The organism is Streptomyces sp. RLA012 (assembly GCF_056270325.1).
Genome location: NZ_JBWDPA010000002.1, coordinates 8,082,907 through 8,099,612 on the forward strand (window position 1 = coordinate 8,082,907; position 16,706 = coordinate 8,099,612).

The following is a 16,706-nucleotide window of genomic DNA, read 5'->3' on the forward strand; positions in this document are numbered from 1 at the left end:
CCCGCCCCTCGCTCCGTGACTCCGAACACCCCGTTCGAACTGAGAGCATAGGTGGCGGATCACTCGAAGAGGGAGGGGCTCATGCCCGAGCGCGGGCGCGTCAGGCGGGATCAGGAAGACCCGGGGAGGTACATACCGAACACGGCCGTCGCCGTACCCAAAGCGACGCCGGCCCCCGGATCCGTATCCCTGTCCGTACCGGAAACAGTGCCCGCGTCCGCAGCCGTACCGAAGACGGCGCCACCAGTGCCGGACCCCGGTGCCCTTCGCCGCACCGGACTCCTCGTCACGCTGATCCTCGGCGGCCTCACCGCCACGCCCCCGCTGTCCATGGACATGTACCTCCCGGCCCTGCCGGCGGTCACCCGCTCGCTGCACGCCCCCGCCACGACCGTCCAGCTCACGCTGACCGCATGCCTCGCGGGGATGGCGCTCGGCCAGCTCGTGGTCGGACCGATGAGCGACAGATGGGGCCGCAGGCGCCCGCTCCTCGTCGGGCTCGTCGTCTACGTCCTGGCCACCGCCCTGTGCGCCGTCGCCCCGAACGTCGAACTCCTCGTCGCCTTCCGCCTCGCGCAGGGCCTCGCGGGCGCGGCCGGCATCGTGATCGCGCGAGCCGTCGTACGGGACCTGTACGACGGCATGGCGATGGCCCGTTTCTTCTCCACCCTCATGCTGATCTCCGGTGTCGCCCCGGTCGTCGCGCCCCTCATCGGCGGCCAGATCCTGCGCGCCACCGACTGGCGGGGCGTGTTCGTCGTCCTGACCGTCGTCGGCATCGCGCTCACCGCGCTCGTCTGGACGAAGCTCCCCGAGACCCTCAGGCCCGAGCAGCGGCACGGCGGCGGGGTCGGCGAGGCGCTGCGCGCCATGCGCGGACTGCTCGCCGACCGTGTCTTCACCGGCTACATGCTCACGGGCGGCTTCGCCTTCGCGGCGCTGTTCGCGTACATCAGCGCCTCCCCTTTCGTGATCCAGGAAATCTACGGCGCCTCCCCGCAGACCTTCAGCGTGCTCTTCGGCGTCAACTCCGTCGGCCTGGTGCTCGTCGGCCAGATCAACGGCAAGATCCTGGTCGGCCGGGTCAGCCTCGACAAGGTCCTCGCCACCGGCCTCGCGCTGATCGTCCTCGCCGCGACCGCGCTGCTCCTGCTCTCCTCCGGCGTCTTCGGCAAGGCCGGGCTGGTACCGATCGCCGCCGCCCTGTTCGTCCTGATGTCCGCGATGGGCCTGGCCCTGCCCAACACGCAGGCGCTCGCCCTGATGCGCGTCCGGTACGCGGCGGGCTCCGCGTCCGCGCTGCTGGGCACCTCCTCCTTCCTCATCGGCGCGATCGCCTCGCCCCTCGTCGGCATCGCCGGGGAACACACGGCCGTCCCGATGGCCGTCGTCCAACTGGCGGCGATACTGGTGGCCGTCGCCTGCTTCGTGGGACTGTGCCGTCCCTGGCAGCCGGGACACCCGGCGGACGGAAAGGCGGCGGAGAGCTGAGCGCACCGAGACTGCGCGTGGACACACCGGAACGGGCCGGCCTCGACCCGACCGAACTGCGCCACCTCGCGGCGGACGTCCGCGCCCTCACCAGCGGTCCGCACCCCTGGGCGGCGGGCGTCGTCCTGGTCGCCGGGCGCGGTCCGGTCATCGCCGTCGAGGAGGCGGCGGGCTGGGCGGTGCGCTACGCGTCGTACGACGCGAAGACCGACACCGGGGTCGAACTGCGGCCCGAGGCGCGGCAGGCGGTGACCGTGCACACCCCCTTCGACCTGGCCTCCCTCACCAAGCTCTTCACGGCGGTCGCCGCGGTGCAGCAGCTGGAGCGCGGCACGCTGGGCATCGACGCGCGGGTGGGGGCGTATCTCCCGGAGTTCCGGGCGGCCTCCGCGTACGACATCACCGTACGGCAGCTGCTCACGCACACCTCCGGGCTGCGGCCCGAACTCCCGCTGTACGACTGCCCGGACGACGCGGCGCGCCTCGCGCTGCTCCGGGCGGAGCCGCCCTCCTCGGCACCGGGCGAGTACCTCTACTCCGACCTGAACCTGCTCCTCCTCCAGTACGTCCTGGAACGCATCACCGGCCGCACCCTCGACGTCCTCGTCGAGGACGGGATCACCCGGCCGCTCGGGATGTCGGCCACCTGCTTCGGGCCGTGCCCGGGCGCGGCGGCGACCGAGGACCAGCGGCGGCCGTGGGCCAAGGCGGACCGGGGGATGCTGCGGGGGGTCGTGCACGACGAGAACGCGTGGGCGCTCGGTGGAGTGGCCGGGCACGCGGGCCTCTTCTCCACCGCCCACGACCTCGCGATCTTCTGCCGGGCCCTGCTCGCGGGCGGCTCCTACGGCCCCGCCCGCATCCTGGGCCCCGACTTCGTCGAGCTGATGCTCACCCCGCCGGGCCTCGGCTTCGCCGTCGACCAGCCCTGGTTCATGGGCGCCCTCGCCGGGCACGGGGCCGCGGGGCACACGGGGTTCACGGGTACGTCACTGGTGCTGGACCCGGCGACGGACACGTTCCTGGTGCTGCTGGCGAACACGGTCCATCCACGCCGCCGGACGCCGGAGAACGGGCCGCGGGCGGCGGCGGGCACGCGGCTGGCACAGGCCGTGCGGGGGACGTGAGAGCGCTCCCGCACCTGCCCCTCGCTTCTCCCCGGTTCTCCCCATGGGCGCGCGGGGAATCGGTGACAATGACCCCGCTGATCACTCGCGTCGACAGAGGGAAGCATGGTCACTGAGGCGGTGTTTCGGACCGAGGACGTGGCCCCGGGCGACCGGTTCGACTGGTGGCGTGAGCGGATGAGCCAAAGCCATGCTCCCGTGGATCTGAGCAGCGACCACGCCGCGGACTTCTGGGGGCACCAACGGATCATCGGGCTGGGCGACGTGACCGTGTGGCCGGCAACGTTCAAGCCGGTCGTCCTCAGCCGAACCCCCAAGCGGGTCAGGGAGTCCGATCCCGAGACCTACCACCTCTGCCTCGTGGTGCGCGGGAGGCTGGAGGGCACGTGGGACGACCGGGAGGCCACCTTCGACCCGCTCCACTTCTCACCCAACAACTCCTCACGACCGTGCGAGGTCCGGGCCAAGGGCGGCCCGGTCACCACCATCGGTGTCGAAATCCCCCAGTGCCTGGTGCCGCTGCCCCGGGCCAAGGTCGGTGAGGTCATGCGGAACGGCCTGCCCGCGCTGTCCGGACGGGAGGGGATCGGCGCGCTGCTGGCCCAGTTCCTGACCCGGCTGACGGCGGACACCGACAGCTACCGGACCTCCGACGGCCCCCGGCTCGGGACCGTCGCGGTGGACCTGGTGTCCGCGCTGTTCGCGCACGCCCTCGACGCCGAGGACCTGCTCACCCCCGAGACCCGAAGACAGACGCTGGTCCTCCGCGTCAGGGCGTTCATCCGACAGCATCTGCAGGACCCGGACCTGACCCCGCGCGCGATCGCCGTCGCCCACCACATCTCCCCGAGCCATCTGCACAGCCTCTTCCGCGACGAGGACGACACCGTCGCCGGCTATCTGCGCCGCCAGCGTCTGGAGCGCGCCCACCACGACCTGGCCGACCCCGCGTTACGTGACATGCCCGTCCACCGCATCGCGAGCCGCTGGGGCTTCACCCACCACGCCGCCTTCAGCCGCGCCTTCCGTGCCGCCTACGGCTCCCCACCCAGCAGGCACCGCCGCCAGGAGCCCTGACCGTACCGGATGCTGTTGGCGAATCCGGTCGGTCATGTCGGCTGCCCAGCATGTGTGCCGGAAGTCGTGAGCACTAAATTGATTTAGTGCTCACGACTTCCACGGAGGCCGGCTCCGCTGCGGATTCGCCAACAGGGTCCGTACCGGCCGGGGCTGCTCGGTGCGGTCGGTCACGGCAGGATCTCGACGTACCCGTCGGTTCCGTGCACGCGGATCCGCTGCCCGTCCCGGATCAGCCGGGTGACCTGCTCCACGCCCACGACGGCCGGCAAGCCGTACTCCCGGGCGATCACCGCGCCATGGGTCATCAGGCCGCCCACCTCCGTCACCAGGCCCGCGACTGCGACGAACAGCGGCGACCAGCTGGGGTCCGTGAAGGTCGTGACCAGGATGTCGCCCGCTTCGAGATCGGCCTCCGCCATGTCAAGGATGACGCGGGCCCGTCCCTCGATGGTCCCGGCGGAAACCGGGAGGCCGATCAGGGCGTCGGCCGGCACGTCGTCGCGCCGGTACGCCCCGGTGACGGCCTCACCGTCCGAGGTGAGGACCCGGGGCGGCGTGAGCGCGTGGTACGACCGGAACGCGTCCTTGCGCTGCTGGACGAGCCGGCCATCCACCTGGTGCGAGCGCACGACGTCGTGGAGTTCCTGGAACGTGAGGTAGAAGATGTCCTCCTTCTCAGGAAGCACGTCGGCCTGCACGAGGCGCTCGGCCTCCTCCAGCAGGGCCCGCTTGTAGACGAAGTAGCGGCTGACGATCCCGTACTTCGGGTACTCCCGGTACCCGATGAAGGCTCTGACCTGGTCGATCATCCGCTTGGCCTCGTCGGCTTTCCGGTCCCCGTCCGGCAGGGCCCGCAAGCGTGACAGCACGTCCTGTTCCTTCTGCTGCGCCTTCTGCCGCCCTTGCTCGAAGCGCCGCTCGGCGGCGCCCGGTGGGAAGTTCCTGACGTTGTCGAGGATCACCGGCACGAGCGTGGTGGGGCGCTCGCGCCAACGCGGCCGCGTGATGTCGATCTCGCCGACGCAGCGCATGCCGTACCGGTCGAGGTAGGCCTCGATGGCGTCGCGCGCCTCGGTCCCGCCCGCGAGCTTCGCCAGCTCGTCCAGGAAGGCCTTGTCCTCGAAGTACTCGATGTACTCGACGCCCTGCAGGAACGCCACCACCTCCGGATGCGGGCGGATCACGTCCGCGACGTCGAGCAGCGCCATTCCCATCTCCGACGTGACGTTGTCGGGGGCGGACAGCGTGAGCGTGTCAGCCGCGTTCTTCTCGCCCAGCCACTCCTGCAGCTTGTCGTTGAGCCACCACGTGGCCTCCATCCCCGCCATGATCGCCTGAATGTTCAGCGGATCACCGAGGACCCGCTTGTGCTCCTGGAAGGCCTCCAGCAGGAAGTCGAACAGCGCCGGTCCGGTCTTCGTCCGGATGTCGCGCTCCAGGGCGGCGATGGACACCTGGCTGCGCTCGATCAGCTCGGTGACGATGGCCGGATCGGTCTCGATCGGGGCGGACGCACGGCCGGCAGCCGGCCCGCCGGGACCCGCGTCCGGGAGCGACGGGACGAAACCGTCGCGGTCGAGGACGGTCTCCAGCGCGTCCCTGACCAGCGGATCGCCTTTCCCCATGACGTCCAGGAGGCCGGCGCGGCTCGCGGGTGAGGCCAGGCGCCGGGTGACGTCGACGAACAGCCTCCCGCCGGCCTCGTGCATCGGCACCATGGCCGTCAGCTGCCACATGGAGAGCCCCAGGGGCTTCATGGGGTCGGTCATCATCTGCTGATGGCCGACGGAGACGTAGACGTGATTCTCCTGGTCGCCGGTCTCGGGGATGGGGAACAGCGTCGTGATCGGCCGGCTCTGAACGATCTGGAAGTCCCCGTCGACCAGGCACCATTCGATGTCCTGCGGGCGGCCGAAGTGCGCTTCGATCCGCCGCCCGAGCTGCACGAGCCGCAGGACCTGCGCATCCGTCAGCGCCGGCTGTTCCTGCCGCCGAGAGTCGATCGCCACTTCCTGCGTACCGCCGGCCGGCAGGGCGTGAACGGCACGCTGCTTGGCGGCGATCGCCTTGGCGACGACTTCGCCGTGTCGCACCTTGAAGACGTCCGGGTCCACCAGGCCGGAGACCAGGGCCTCGCCGAGGCCGAAGCCGGCGTCCACGGTGGCGACCTTCCGGTCGCCCGTGACGGGGTCGGCCGTGAACAGGACGCCGGCCGCCTGCGGGAACACCATCCGCTGCACGACCACGGCCATGTGGACCGTACGGTGGTCGATGCCGTGCCGCCGGCGGTAGGTCACGGCCCGCTCGGTGAACAGCGAGGCCCAGCACCGGCTGACGTGCTGGAGGATCGCCGCCGGCCCCACGACGTTCAGGTACGTGTCCTGCTGGCCGGCGAAGGAGGCCGTCGGCAGGTCCTCCGCCGTCGCGCTGGACCGGACGGCGTAGGCGGCCTGCTCGCCGAGCCGGCCGAGCGCGCGGGTGATGGCCGTCGCGAGATCGCCCGGGACGGCGATCCCTTCGATGGTCCGGCGGATCTGCGCGCTGAGCGTGCGGATCGCCTCCCGGTCGTCCGGGTTCAGGCGCGACAGCTGATCGAGCCGATCGTCGATCGCCGGCGCCTCCGCCATGACCCGTCGGAAGGCGTCCGTCGTCACGCAGAAGCCGGCGGGCACGCGGATGCCTTCGATCCGCGACAGCCCGCCCAGGTGCGTGCCCTTGCCGCCGACGACCGCGACCTGCGTCTCGTCGACCTCTTGAAGATCCCGCACGTACTGCTCGATCATCGCGATACCTCCGAGGCAGCCGTGCCCCGTTGTACTGCGGCGGCCGATCGAATCACCGGCGCCTCCAGCTCAGTCGAACCTGGTTCGACGTCACCGCGTCCCCCATGCGTCGACAACACACGCACGTCGTGCCCCCATTTCCGCAGGTTGTGGCCTCGGCCGACGATTTTGCGCCACCACCCGGGTCTTGCCGCAAGCCCCCCAGTCCGCTATACGTTGAGAGTGGCAAGGAGAGGGAGTTCTCCTTGCCTTTGCCTTTTGCCCGCTGGAACTGACAGGCGAGGCTAGTCGTCGGTACGGGTGTCCAGGTGTTCCAGCACGCTTCGTACGTTCTTCCGGTAGGCCCGGAGTTTCTCGTCCAGTGTCTTCAGCCCGGAGGCGTTCTTGGCGATCATTTCCCGCTGGATGTCGGTTTCGGCCGCCACCCGGATCTCCACCAGGTCGACTTCGTACTTGCACGCGACATCGGCGACGGCCACCGCTCGCTCCTTCTCACCGATGACGGAACTCTCCAGATTCCAGGCCTTGTCCAGGATGGCGTCGTCCGGGGTGGCGTAGTGATAACCCCGGGCGCTCATGCACTTCTGCCACGCCCGATGGGCGGCCACGACTTCGGGGCGTTTCGCGGAGGCCTCCAGCGATTGCCAGGAAAGGCGGTCGGCCAGCGTGTTCGTGATCTCCTCGACGCGGGGGGAGAGCTCCTGTCCCGCGCGCGCCGCACATCCCTGCTGCCGGTTCTTCTCAGGACCGTGATACGCCTTGTCTGCCTCGGGGTTCTTCAGTATCTCCAGGCGGCGACCCGCGATCCGCGCCGAGATCTCGTCGGGCGGGGGGTGGTATCCGTAGAGCTGGGCGACCTCGGGGTCGATGACGCCGTAGCGGCGGCGCAGGGGATCGGGCCGGAGCGGAGTCACCGGCGCGTACCAACTGAACCCCGCCTTTTCCATGCAGGCACGCACCAGCAGGCTGTCGGCGTGCCTGGCGTCGGACTGTTCACGGTTGGTGAGCCGGTAGGCGCTCAGCGGCAGGTCGAGGTCGACCGCCGCCGCCCTTTCCGCCGCGGTGGATTCACCGGCCTCGGACAGCGCGTAATACCCGCCGCCGGTCAGCAGGAGCAACGCCGTCACCGCCAACGCCGTCTTCCTTTTCCAGTGCTTCATTTCCCACTCGCCGAATTGAAGAGAACTGAGGAGAACGTGGAATCGCGGGGGCCGGCGGCGAGCCGCCGGCCCCCTTCGACGTGAACGGTCAGCAGTCGATGGCGTGGCCGCCGATCTCGTTGTTCATGGGAACTCCGTACAGACTGCCGGTGACGTTGGTGAGATCCTCATAGCCGTACCCGCTGGGGATGTACAGCCGGTCCCCGGCCTGTGCGGGGTTCTCGTAGACGATCACGGGACACGGATAGAAATTGGCGATCGAACTCACACTGTTGTCCACCGAGTAACTGGGGTGGAGCGGGTAGTAGTTGTTCTCGTAGTGCGTGTCAGAAGCCTTGAAGTCGGCAGCCCAGTCGCCCTTGGCCTGTCTGAAGACGCAGAACTCGGAATTCAAGGACTCACACACGCCGTTGTTCGACTCGGCGGCGGCCGCCCCGGCCAGGAGCGGAATGCTGGTCAGCGCGGCCGCGGCGGCCATGCCCAGCCCAGCCATGATGCGATGCACGAAGACTCCTCTTTCCTTTTTCCTTGTACCTGTGAGTGGTGCGCGTGTTCGTCGCCGCCCTGGTGCGAGGCGACGCGTCCAGGATCCTCAGATGCGCCGTTGCCGTCGTTGACGGACAGTCCAGCCTTCCTTGACATCGCGACCACTGGAGGTGAGGGCGTTGGCGCGGTTCTCGTAGAATCACCGCGTGAACGCCCCCGTTTCCCCAGCTGACGCCCTTCGTGCGGCCCTTGCCGGACTGCTCGACGGGCTGCCGCCGAAGGTGGCCGCGCAGGCGGTCGAGCGGTTGATCGCGAACTATCGGGGGCGCACGCCGACGGACGCGCCCGTGCTGCGGGACCGCTCGGACGTGGTCGCGTACGCCGCGTACCGGATGCCGGCGACGTTCGGGGCGGTGCGCTCGGCGCTGGAGGCGTTCGCGGACGCGGTGCCGCAGTGGTCCCCGGCGAGCCATGTGGATGTCGGCGGCGGAACGGGCGCCGCGACCTGGGCGGTGAACGCGACCTGGGAGGGCGCCCGCCCCGTGACCGTGCTCGACTGGGCCGAGCCCGCGCTCGCGCTGGGCCGGGAGATCGCCGCGGCGAACCCGGAACTGAAGTCCGCGGAGTGGCACCGCTCTCGTATCGGATCGGCGCTCACCATCGAGAGCACTGATCTCGTCACGGTCTCCTACGTCCTCGGTGAACTCACCGAAGCCGACCGCGCCTCCGTCGTGACCGCCGCGGCCGCCGCAGCCCAGGCCGTCGTGATCATCGAGCCCGGCACGCCCGACGGCTACGCACGCGTCATCGCAGCACGGGATCGCCTGATCGGAGCCGGGTTCCGTGTCGCCGCCCCCTGCCCGCACAGCGCGGCCTGCCCCATCGTCCCCGGCGAGGACTGGTGCCACTTCTCCGCCCGGGTCGCTCGTTCCTCCCTGCACCGTCAGGTCAAGGGCGGCTCCCTGCCGTACGAGGACGAGAAGTTCAGCTACGTCGCCGCCACCCGCTTCCCGGCCGCCCCGGCCCCTTCCCGCGTCGTACGCAAGCCGCAGATCCGCAAAGGCCAGGTGCTCCTGGACCTGTGCGGCCCCGACGAGTCCCTGCACCGCCGGACGGTGACCAAGCGTCACGGGCCGCTGTACAGGGCGGCCCGCGACGCGGACTGGGGCGACGCCTGGCCACCGCCGGTCGTCGAGGACTAGGCCCCGGTCTCTCCTCCGTCGGCACCTCCTCTCTCTCCTCCGTCGGCACCTCCTCGGGCGGGGAACTCAACTGGGCTTTCCCTCAGATGAGTTGACCGTGGTGAGTCACCGCGATGTGGCTCGGATCCATATCGAACCCCGGTACGATCAGCGACCCGGCGCTGCCGGATGCCTTCGGCACGGCTCTCCCGGAAGGACCACGACAGTGCAGGCTCCGCTGCCACGCCGGTCAAAAGGACCGTCGGCGATCGCCGCCGCTGCCCTCGCCGGGGCGGGTTCCGGGTCCGAGGACGATTCCGAGCCCGGACCCGAGCGCGAGGCCACGGCGCCGCCGATGTCCCGGGCGGCCGCCGCGTTCGCGGCGGAGCTCACCGGCACGCCGCCGGACCGGGCGGCTGCCGACACGACCGAAGCCGCCCATCGGCCCCCGGCCGGGCGGCTGTTACCCCGGGCGGCGCCGGCCGTCTGCGCCGCCGTGGTCGGGGCAGCGCTGATCGGCGGCGCCTTCCTCGTCGTCGGCAAGGGCGACGGTGACGCGCGGCAGTCCGCGTCGGTGCCGGGCGCCGCACCGGACACCACCACCGGTGGCGGGTCGTACGAGAGCACGCCGAGCGGGCTCGGCTCGGCCCCGCCGTCCGTCTCGCCGTCGGCGAGCGCCACGAGCGCGTCGCCGAAGTCACCGGCCACGGCATCCGCCACGGCCGCTGGTACCCACACACCAGCACATGCCCAGCCGTCCGTCACCCGGGCCGCCGGCGCCGACAGTGCCCACACCGGGTCGGGCAGCGGCGGTCAGGGCGCCTTCTGCACCTCCACCGCGGGCTCCGGCCCCATCACCGACTACTCCGTCTGTGCGGCCCCCGGAACCGTGACCCTCCGGGTGACCTTCCACACCTCGCAGAGCTACTACCACGCCTTCATCAACACCGACGGCGACACCGCGACCGGCTACCGGCTCCCCTATCCGTCGCCCTCCGCCCTCGGCGCCGACTACATGATCGAGAACGGCGCCCTTTACCGGAGCCGGTCGACCGACTGGGGCTGGACCGAGGTCGCGCCCCACGTCCAGATGACGGTCAGCGGCTCCAGCTGGACCTGGACGCTGCGGCTGAGCGAGATCGGCTCGCCGACCGGCACCCAGCGGGTGGAATTCCACGCCGGAACCGACTACACCCCGGTGATCACCTTCAGCCCGAAGTAGCGTCCGCGTCCGGCCGTCTCCCCGGCGGACACGTGGACCCGCGACGGTGACATCGGCCACTTCGGGTCGGCTACCACGGATCGCCCACTGCAGATCGCCCACTCCGGATCGGCCGCTCCGGCGCCGCCACGGTCGGCACCGCGCCGCACCCCCGACCAGCCGCGAGACGTTCCGTCTTGTCGCCCTGCTAGATTCGTCGCATGGTCCCGAACTCCCGCCCGCCCTCCGAGTCCGCCCGGCTCCCCGCCAGACCCGCCCCCGACTCCACCCGCCGCAGCGAGAAGTCCCGTCGCGCGATCTTCGACGCCGCCCTGGCACTCGTCGGCGAGGTCGGCTACCCCAAGACCACGATCGAGGGGATCGCCGCCCGCGCCGGAGTCGGCAAGCAGACGATCTACCGGTGGTGGTCCTCCAAGGCCGCCGTGCTGCTGGACGCGTTCATGGACCTCGGTGAGCGGGCCGCCCGGGAGGCGGGCCAGGAGCCGTATGTGATTCCGGACACCGGCGATCTGGCGGCCGACCTCAAACAGGTGCTGCGCGCCACCGTCGACGAGCTGCTGAACCCCGGGTTCGCGATCCCCTCACGCGCCCTGGCCGCCGAGGGACTCGTCAACGAGACGCTCGGCGCCGAGTTCGTGGCCAAGCTCCTCGAACCCCAGCTCCAGTTGTATGTGACACGGCTGCGGTCCGCCCAGGGCAAGGGTGACGTGCGGCCCGACGTCGACCCCCGCATCGCCCTGGAGCTCTTCGTCTCCCCGCTCGCCCAGCGCTGGCTGCAGCGCACCGGCCCGATCTCGTACGCCTACACGGACGCCCTCGTCGACTACGCCCTGTACGGACTCGCTCCACGGGGATGAAATCCTTCAAAAGCCTTAAAAACGCTGTCCGAAACCGTCAAAACAGCCGTCTCACCCACCCCGGATGAGGGCTCTGGCCACTCGGGGCGCAGGATGGTGGGACCATGGGGGCAGTTGAAGAGCTTGCTGAAGGCTTCCGTGTCGGTACGACCGCCAGGTGAGGAGATAGATGAGCGCAGAGTTCGGCCGCCGTTCCGGCGCGCAGGGCAGGATCTCCCAGTGGCTGAGTGGTCGTCGGCCCAAGGGGACCGTGGACACTGCCGACGGTGGGCGTGAGGCCCTGCTGCTCGCCGCCGCCGCCGCGGGGCTGCCGCTCGCGCAGGCCGCGTATCCCTCCGGCTATCGCTGTTCCTGCGACCGCGTCGGCTGTCCCACTCCCGCGCGCCACCCCGTCTCCTTCGCCTGGCAGACCCAGTCCACGACCGACCGCGCCCAGATCGAGCGGTGGGCCCGGCACCAGCCGCAGGCCAACTTCATCACCGCGACCGGCATGGTGCACGACGTCCTCGACGTACCCGTCGACGCGGGCCGCGAGGCACTGGAGCGGCTGCTCGCCACCGGAGTCCAGGTCGGACCCGTGGCCGAGAGCGGCGACGGACGCATGTTCTTCTTCACCCTCACGCGCGGTACGCCCGAGGACGAGGACGAGTGGTGGCCCTGCGAGCTCGACTCGCACCCCGAGACCACGGACGAGCACCCCGGTCTGCGCTGGCACTGCCGCGGTTCGTACGTCCTCGTCCCGCCGGCCCAACTGCCCGGTGACCTGACGGTCGACTGGGTACGGGGCCCGGAGCATCCGCTTCCCGACCCGCTCAGTCTCCTCGAAGCCCTGACGGACGCCTGCGCCCGATACGTGGGCGAGAACGAGTCGGAAGACCACTTGGCGGCCTGGCCCCACCGGGGCTGAGCGCCCCGTCGGGGCGCTACTCGCCCTTCGCCCCCGTCAGCCCTTCGATCCGGCCCAGCACCGCCACCTGCTGGTCCTTCGCACCCTCCCCGGGGTCCAGGGCAGCCTGGTTGGAGACGAACTCAAGCGTGAGGGACTGCTTGATGTCACCGGTGGTCAGCGCCTTGACGTCCGCGCTCGGGGTGGGGATCTCGGTGCCCTGCGCGGCGGTCTGCTTCTCGTAGCGGCGGGTGGTGAAGAAGACCAGCGCACCGCCGTCCGTGGTGCGCAGGCCCACCGGGGCGTAGTCGCCCGAGGTCAGCGGCTCGTCGATGTACTGCCGGGCCAGACCGGGCTTGCTGGCGTTCGCGCTGCGCTGGGTCCGCCACTGCGAGGTGTGGACGCCCGGCGCGAAGAGGTCGCCGCCGCCCTGCAGATACGTCGTGTACGCCCGGCTCAGCTTCTCCGGCCGGACGGCGAGGGCCGCGTCGTCCGCGCTGACGGGCTGCGCCCAACCCGCCTTGTCCTGCTGGAACTCGGGTATGTCGGCGGCGGCGAAGACGGTCAGGTACGACACCTGCCACACGTCGTTCGCGCTGCCACGGGTGAAGACGAGCAGCCAACGGCTGTCCGTCAGGCCCTTGTTGGCCGCGGTGTCGGCCACAAACCAGCGCGGCCACCCGGCCTTCTCGGGTATGGCGAACTTCGCGTCGGTCAGCTTCAGCGGCGTGTACGCGGGGTTGCCGCCCGGGTTGTTCTGCCGCGCGGCCTTCAGCTTCGCGCCGTCGATGTCACCGAGGGGGCCCGTGACCCGGTCCGCGTCCAGGGAACGGTCGTTCGCCTCGTCCGCCTTGTTGTAGGCGGTGGTGAAGTCCTTGAGCGCGCGGGCGGCCTCCGTGCGCGTCGCCGTCGGGACGACCTCCCGCTCCCCGTGCACCACCACGCAACCGCTCGCCGTCAGGGACAGAACCGTCACCGCGCCCGTCGCCAGAGTGAACCGGCGGAGAGCCCCGGGTCTGCGGCCGCGAGACCCTCCATGTACGACAAGTCCGGTACTACGAAGCCTTCGTGGGCTGCGACCCGTGCGATCCCTGCTCATCAGGTGCCTTCACCTTCCCCTTCCCGGAGGCGAACCCTACCGGGGCGAGGAAGATCGCGAGGGTCGGGACCAGGTACAGCGCCCACACCGTGACCTGGAGGACGGTCGGATCGGGCTGGAAGTTGAAGACGCCCTTCAGCAGGGTGCCGTACCAGCTCGTCGGATCGATCGTGCCGCTGATGTCGAAGGCCAGGTTGCGCAGGCCGGGGACGATGTCGGCCTCCTGCAGGTCATGGACGCCGTACGCCAGGACACCGGCCGCCACGACCACCAGCATGCCGCCGGTCCAGGTGAAGAACTTGGCGAGGTTGATCTTCAGGGCCCCCCGGTAGAACAGCCAGCCCAGGAAGACCGCGGAGGCCAGACCCAGGGCGACACCGATCAGCGGGCGCGGTGTGCCGTCGCTCGCCGCGTGCACGGACGCCCAGACGAACAGGGCGGTCTCCAGGCCCTCGCGGCCGACCGCCAGGAACGCGGTCGCGACCAGCGCGCCCGTGCCCATCGCCAGCGCCGCGTCCAGCTTGCCGTGCAGTTCGGACCTCAGATGCCGGGCGGTGCGCCGCATCCAGAAGACCATCCAGGTCACCAGGCCGACCGCGACGATCGACAGGGAGCCGCCGAGCGCCTCCTGCGCCTTGAACGTCAGCTCCTGGGAGCCGAATTCGAGTGCGCAGCCGAAGCCGAGCGCGATCGTGATCGCGACGCCGATGCCGATCCAGATCGGCTTCAGGGCGTCCCTGCGGTCGGTCTTCACCAGATAGGCGATGAGGATGCAGACGACGAGGCTGGCTTCCAGCCCCTCGCGCAGGCCGATCAGATAGTTGCCGAACACGGGCTACGCCTCCTTGGCGAACAGCGCGCGCCCCCACCAGTCGTCCTTGTCGCGGACGCCGGGCGGGATCGCGAAGACCGCCGAACTCACATGCTGGATGTACTCGTTGAGCGCGTCGGAGCGCGAGAGGCTGCGCTGCACCGGGATGAACCCCTTGCGCACATCACGCTGGTAGGCGAGGAAGAACAGCCCCGCCTCCAGCCGGCCCAGGCCGTCCGTGCCGTCCGTGAAGGAGTAGCCGCGGCGCAGCAGGGTGACCCCGTCGTTGGAGTCGGGATGCGCGAGCCGGACATGCGCGTCGGGCTTCATCGCCTTCAGGAACGGCTCGTCGCGTTCGTTGGCCTTGCCGACCGGGGCACCCTCGCCCTTGTCGCGGCCGAAGACGTCCTCCTGCTCCTGCAGCGAGGTCCGGTCCCAGGTCTCGATGTTCATCCGGATGCGGCGCGCCACGAGGTACGAGCCACCGGTCATCCAGGCCGGGCCCTCGCCCTCGTCCACCCACACGAACTTCTTCAGCCGGTCCGTCTCGGTGCCCGCGATATTGCGGGTGCCGTCCTTGAACCCCATGAGGTTCCGGGGCGTCTGGGCGTCCGGGGTCGTGGACGAGGTCTTGCCGAAACCGAGCTGCGACCAGCGGATGGCGACCTTGCCGAAGCCGATCCGGGCCAGGTTGCGGATCGCGTGCACCGCGATCTGCGGGTCGTCCGCGCAGGCCTGGATGCACAGGTCGCCGTCGCTGCGCGCCTTCTCCAGGTTGTCACCGGGGAACGGCGGCAGGTCGACGAGGGCCTCCGGCCGCTGCCCCGTCAGCCCGAACCTCTCGCCGTACTTCTCGAACAGCGACGGTCCGAAGCCGATGGTCAGCGTCAGCCGGGACGGCTTGAGGCCCAGCGCCTCGCCGGTGTCGTCCGGCGGCGCCTCGGGCAGTCCGCCGTACGCGCCCTCGCCGACCGGGTGTCCGTCGGTCATCCGGCGCGCGGCCGCCGTCCAGTCCTTCAGCATCTGTACGAACTCGGCGCGGTCGTCCGTCTTCACGTCGAACGAGGCGAAGTGCAGTCGGTCCTGCACCGGGGTCGCGACGCCCGCCTGGTGGGTGCCGTGGAAGGCGATCGCGGCGCCGGTCTCGGCGCCGGCCGGGTCCACGTCGTTGCCCGTACGGGTCATCGCCACCGCGCCCCCGGCCGCGGCGGCCCCGAGCGCGAGTCCGGCACCGCCCCAGCCGATCAGCGAACGCCGGGAGGGCGGGGGGTTTTCGGTGGCTTCCGTCGTGTCATTCGTCATGATGCGTCTCGCTCACTTCTACTTCACGACGGCTGCGGCGAGCTTGGACAGGGGCTCGGCGAGCGCGTTGACCGCGTCCGAGAGCTCCTTGCGGTCGGCCTTTCCGACCTTGTCGTACGGGGTGAAGTCGTAGGAGGTCTTGTCCGCGCGGTACTTGTCGAGCAGCGTGTTCAGCGCGGCGAACTGCTTGTCGAGTTCGGTGGTCAGCGCGGCGTCGTTCTCCTGGGCGACCGGCTTCAGCAGCTCGTAGGCCTTCTGCGCGCCCTCGACGTTGGCCTTGAAGTCGCTGAGGTCGGTGTGCGAGTAGCGGTCCTCCTCGCCGGTGACCTTGCCGGTGGCGACCTCGTCGAGCAGCTCCTTGGCGCCGTTGGCCATGGAGGTCGGGGTGATCTCGGCCTTGCCGACCCGCTTCTGCCAGTCCTTCAGATCCGTGACCAGCTCATCGGCGAGGGTCTTCTGCTCGGCGCCGACCTTCTTGTCCACCCAGAGGGCCTTCTCCAGCGCGTGCCAGCCGGTCCACTTCTGGCCCTTCTCCAGGTCGTTGACGCGGGTGTCGGTCTTGGGGTCGATGTCCCCGAAGGACTCGGCGATCGGCTCGGTGCGCTCCCAGCCGACGCGGGAGGGGGCGTAGGCGTCCTTGGCGGCCTCGATGTCGCCGGCCTTGATGGCGTCGGCGAACGTCTCCACCTTCGGGAGCGTCGCGTCGGCCTGCTCCTGCGCGTACTCGCGGTAGGCGGCGACGGCCTTGTCGAGGCGCGGGTCGCGCTTGGCGACCTTGCCGCCGGTGACCGTGAGCTTCTGACGGACGCCGTGGCCCTTCATGCCGGGGCGGCAGGCTATCTCGTACGCACCGGCCTTGACCTCGGCGGTCAGCGTGTACTTGGTGCCCGGGCCGATGTTCTCCTTCTCGGAGACGATCCGGTCGTCCGGGAAGAGGATCTCGACCTCGGTGGCCTTGGAGCCCTTGTTCTCGATGTTCAGGGTGACCTGGCCGGCCGGGACGGACTTCGAGGAGGTGTCGCACTTGGAGTCGGCGGCGGTCACCTGAATCGCGTCACCGGCCCCGGCGTCGCTCTTCTCGGTGCAGCCCGTGACGGCGGCCAGAGCGGCCGCGGTCGCGGCGGCGGTGACAACTGAGAGTCGGACTGCTCGCATTCAGGCTCCAAGAGAACGACGGACAAACCAGGCGGAAGGTCCCCGCCGGCATGGTGAGGCTGGCCT

14 protein-coding genes are annotated in these 16,706 nt (G+C 70.3%); 7 read left to right on the forward strand and 7 right to left on the reverse strand.

Annotated features, from left to right (window positions below; genetic code table 11):
- Positions 1-81: 81 nt before the first annotated feature.
- The 3 genes from RV986_RS37090 to RV986_RS37100 all read left to right on the forward strand — a co-directional run bounded on the left by RV986_RS37090 (position 82) and on the right by RV986_RS37100 (position 3,695).
- Complete coding sequence (locus tag RV986_RS37090) at positions 82-1,491, forward strand: multidrug effflux MFS transporter (protein ID WP_475921549.1); 1,410 nt, start codon at positions 82-84, stop codon at positions 1,489-1,491.
- 17 nt (positions 1,492-1,508) lie between these two features.
- Entirely contained in the window at positions 1,509-2,618 is a 1,110-nt protein-coding gene (locus RV986_RS37095; protein ID WP_475921550.1) for a serine hydrolase domain-containing protein, read from the forward strand.
- 105 nt (positions 2,619-2,723) lie between these two features.
- Positions 2,724-3,695, forward strand: coding sequence for a helix-turn-helix domain-containing protein (locus tag RV986_RS37100; protein WP_475921551.1), 972 nt, complete (start codon positions 2,724-2,726; stop codon positions 3,693-3,695).
- A 170-nt stretch (positions 3,696-3,865) separates the two neighbouring features.
- Here the strand turns inward: RV986_RS37100 and rph are convergent, their stop codons facing one another.
- The 3 genes from rph to RV986_RS37115 form a co-directional block, all read right to left on the reverse strand.
- Positions 3,866-6,481: a rifamycin-inactivating phosphotransferase gene (rph, locus tag RV986_RS37105; RefSeq protein ID WP_475921552.1), complete on the reverse strand. Its 2,616-nt coding sequence runs from the start codon at positions 6,479-6,481 to the stop codon at positions 3,866-3,868.
- A 284-nt stretch (positions 6,482-6,765) separates the two neighbouring features.
- Positions 6,766-7,608 carry a hypothetical protein gene (locus RV986_RS37110; protein WP_475921553.1) on the reverse strand — a complete coding sequence of 281 codons (843 nt, stop codon included), beginning with the start codon at positions 7,606-7,608 and terminating at the stop codon, positions 6,766-6,768.
- A 121-nt stretch (positions 7,609-7,729) separates the two neighbouring features.
- Positions 7,730-8,146 (reverse strand): hypothetical protein, encoded by a 417-nt coding sequence (locus RV986_RS37115; protein WP_475921554.1) that lies wholly within the window; start codon positions 8,144-8,146, stop codon positions 7,730-7,732.
- A 187-nt stretch (positions 8,147-8,333) separates the two neighbouring features.
- Between RV986_RS37115 and RV986_RS37120 the strand changes: the two genes are divergently transcribed.
- The 4 genes from RV986_RS37120 (at position 8,334) to RV986_RS37135 (ending at position 12,294) form a co-directional block, all read left to right on the forward strand.
- A complete protein-coding gene (locus RV986_RS37120) occupies positions 8,334-9,329 on the forward strand; it encodes a small ribosomal subunit Rsm22 family protein (protein ID WP_475921555.1) in 996 nt (331 codons plus the stop codon).
- Between the two features lie 205 nt (positions 9,330-9,534).
- Positions 9,535-10,530, forward strand: a complete 996-nt coding sequence (locus RV986_RS37125) for a hypothetical protein (protein WP_475921556.1) — start codon at positions 9,535-9,537, stop codon at positions 10,528-10,530.
- 200 nt (positions 10,531-10,730) lie between these two features.
- Positions 10,731-11,387 carry a TetR/AcrR family transcriptional regulator gene (locus RV986_RS37130; protein WP_475921557.1) on the forward strand — a complete coding sequence of 219 codons (657 nt, stop codon included), beginning with the start codon at positions 10,731-10,733 and terminating at the stop codon, positions 11,385-11,387.
- Positions 11,388-11,556: 169 nt separating this feature from the next.
- Positions 11,557-12,294: a bifunctional DNA primase/polymerase gene (locus tag RV986_RS37135; RefSeq protein ID WP_475921558.1), complete on the forward strand. Its 738-nt coding sequence runs from the start codon at positions 11,557-11,559 to the stop codon at positions 12,292-12,294.
- Between the two features lie 16 nt (positions 12,295-12,310).
- Here RV986_RS37135 and RV986_RS37140 read toward each other — a convergent pair whose 3' ends face one another.
- From RV986_RS37140 to efeO, 4 genes are read right to left on the reverse strand one after another with little or no spacing between them, the layout of a single operon-like run.
- Positions 12,311-13,372 carry an SCO2278 family lipoprotein gene (locus RV986_RS37140; RefSeq protein ID WP_475921559.1) on the reverse strand — a complete coding sequence of 354 codons (1,062 nt, stop codon included), beginning with the start codon at positions 13,370-13,372 and terminating at the stop codon, positions 12,311-12,313.
- Complete coding sequence (gene efeU, locus RV986_RS37145; RefSeq protein WP_475921560.1) at positions 13,329-14,204, reverse strand: iron uptake transporter permease EfeU; 876 nt, start codon at positions 14,202-14,204, stop codon at positions 13,329-13,331. The genes RV986_RS37140 and efeU overlap by 44 nt, the downstream gene beginning before the upstream one ends.
- 3 nt (positions 14,205-14,207) lie before the next feature.
- Positions 14,208-15,485: an iron uptake transporter deferrochelatase/peroxidase subunit gene (efeB, locus tag RV986_RS37150; protein WP_475921561.1), complete on the reverse strand. Its 1,278-nt coding sequence runs from the start codon at positions 15,483-15,485 to the stop codon at positions 14,208-14,210.
- A gap of 18 nt (positions 15,486-15,503) precedes the next feature.
- A complete protein-coding gene (gene efeO / locus RV986_RS37155) occupies positions 15,504-16,640 on the reverse strand; it encodes an iron uptake system protein EfeO (protein WP_475921562.1) in 1,137 nt (378 codons plus the stop codon).
- Between the last annotated feature and the right edge of the window lie 66 nt (positions 16,641-16,706).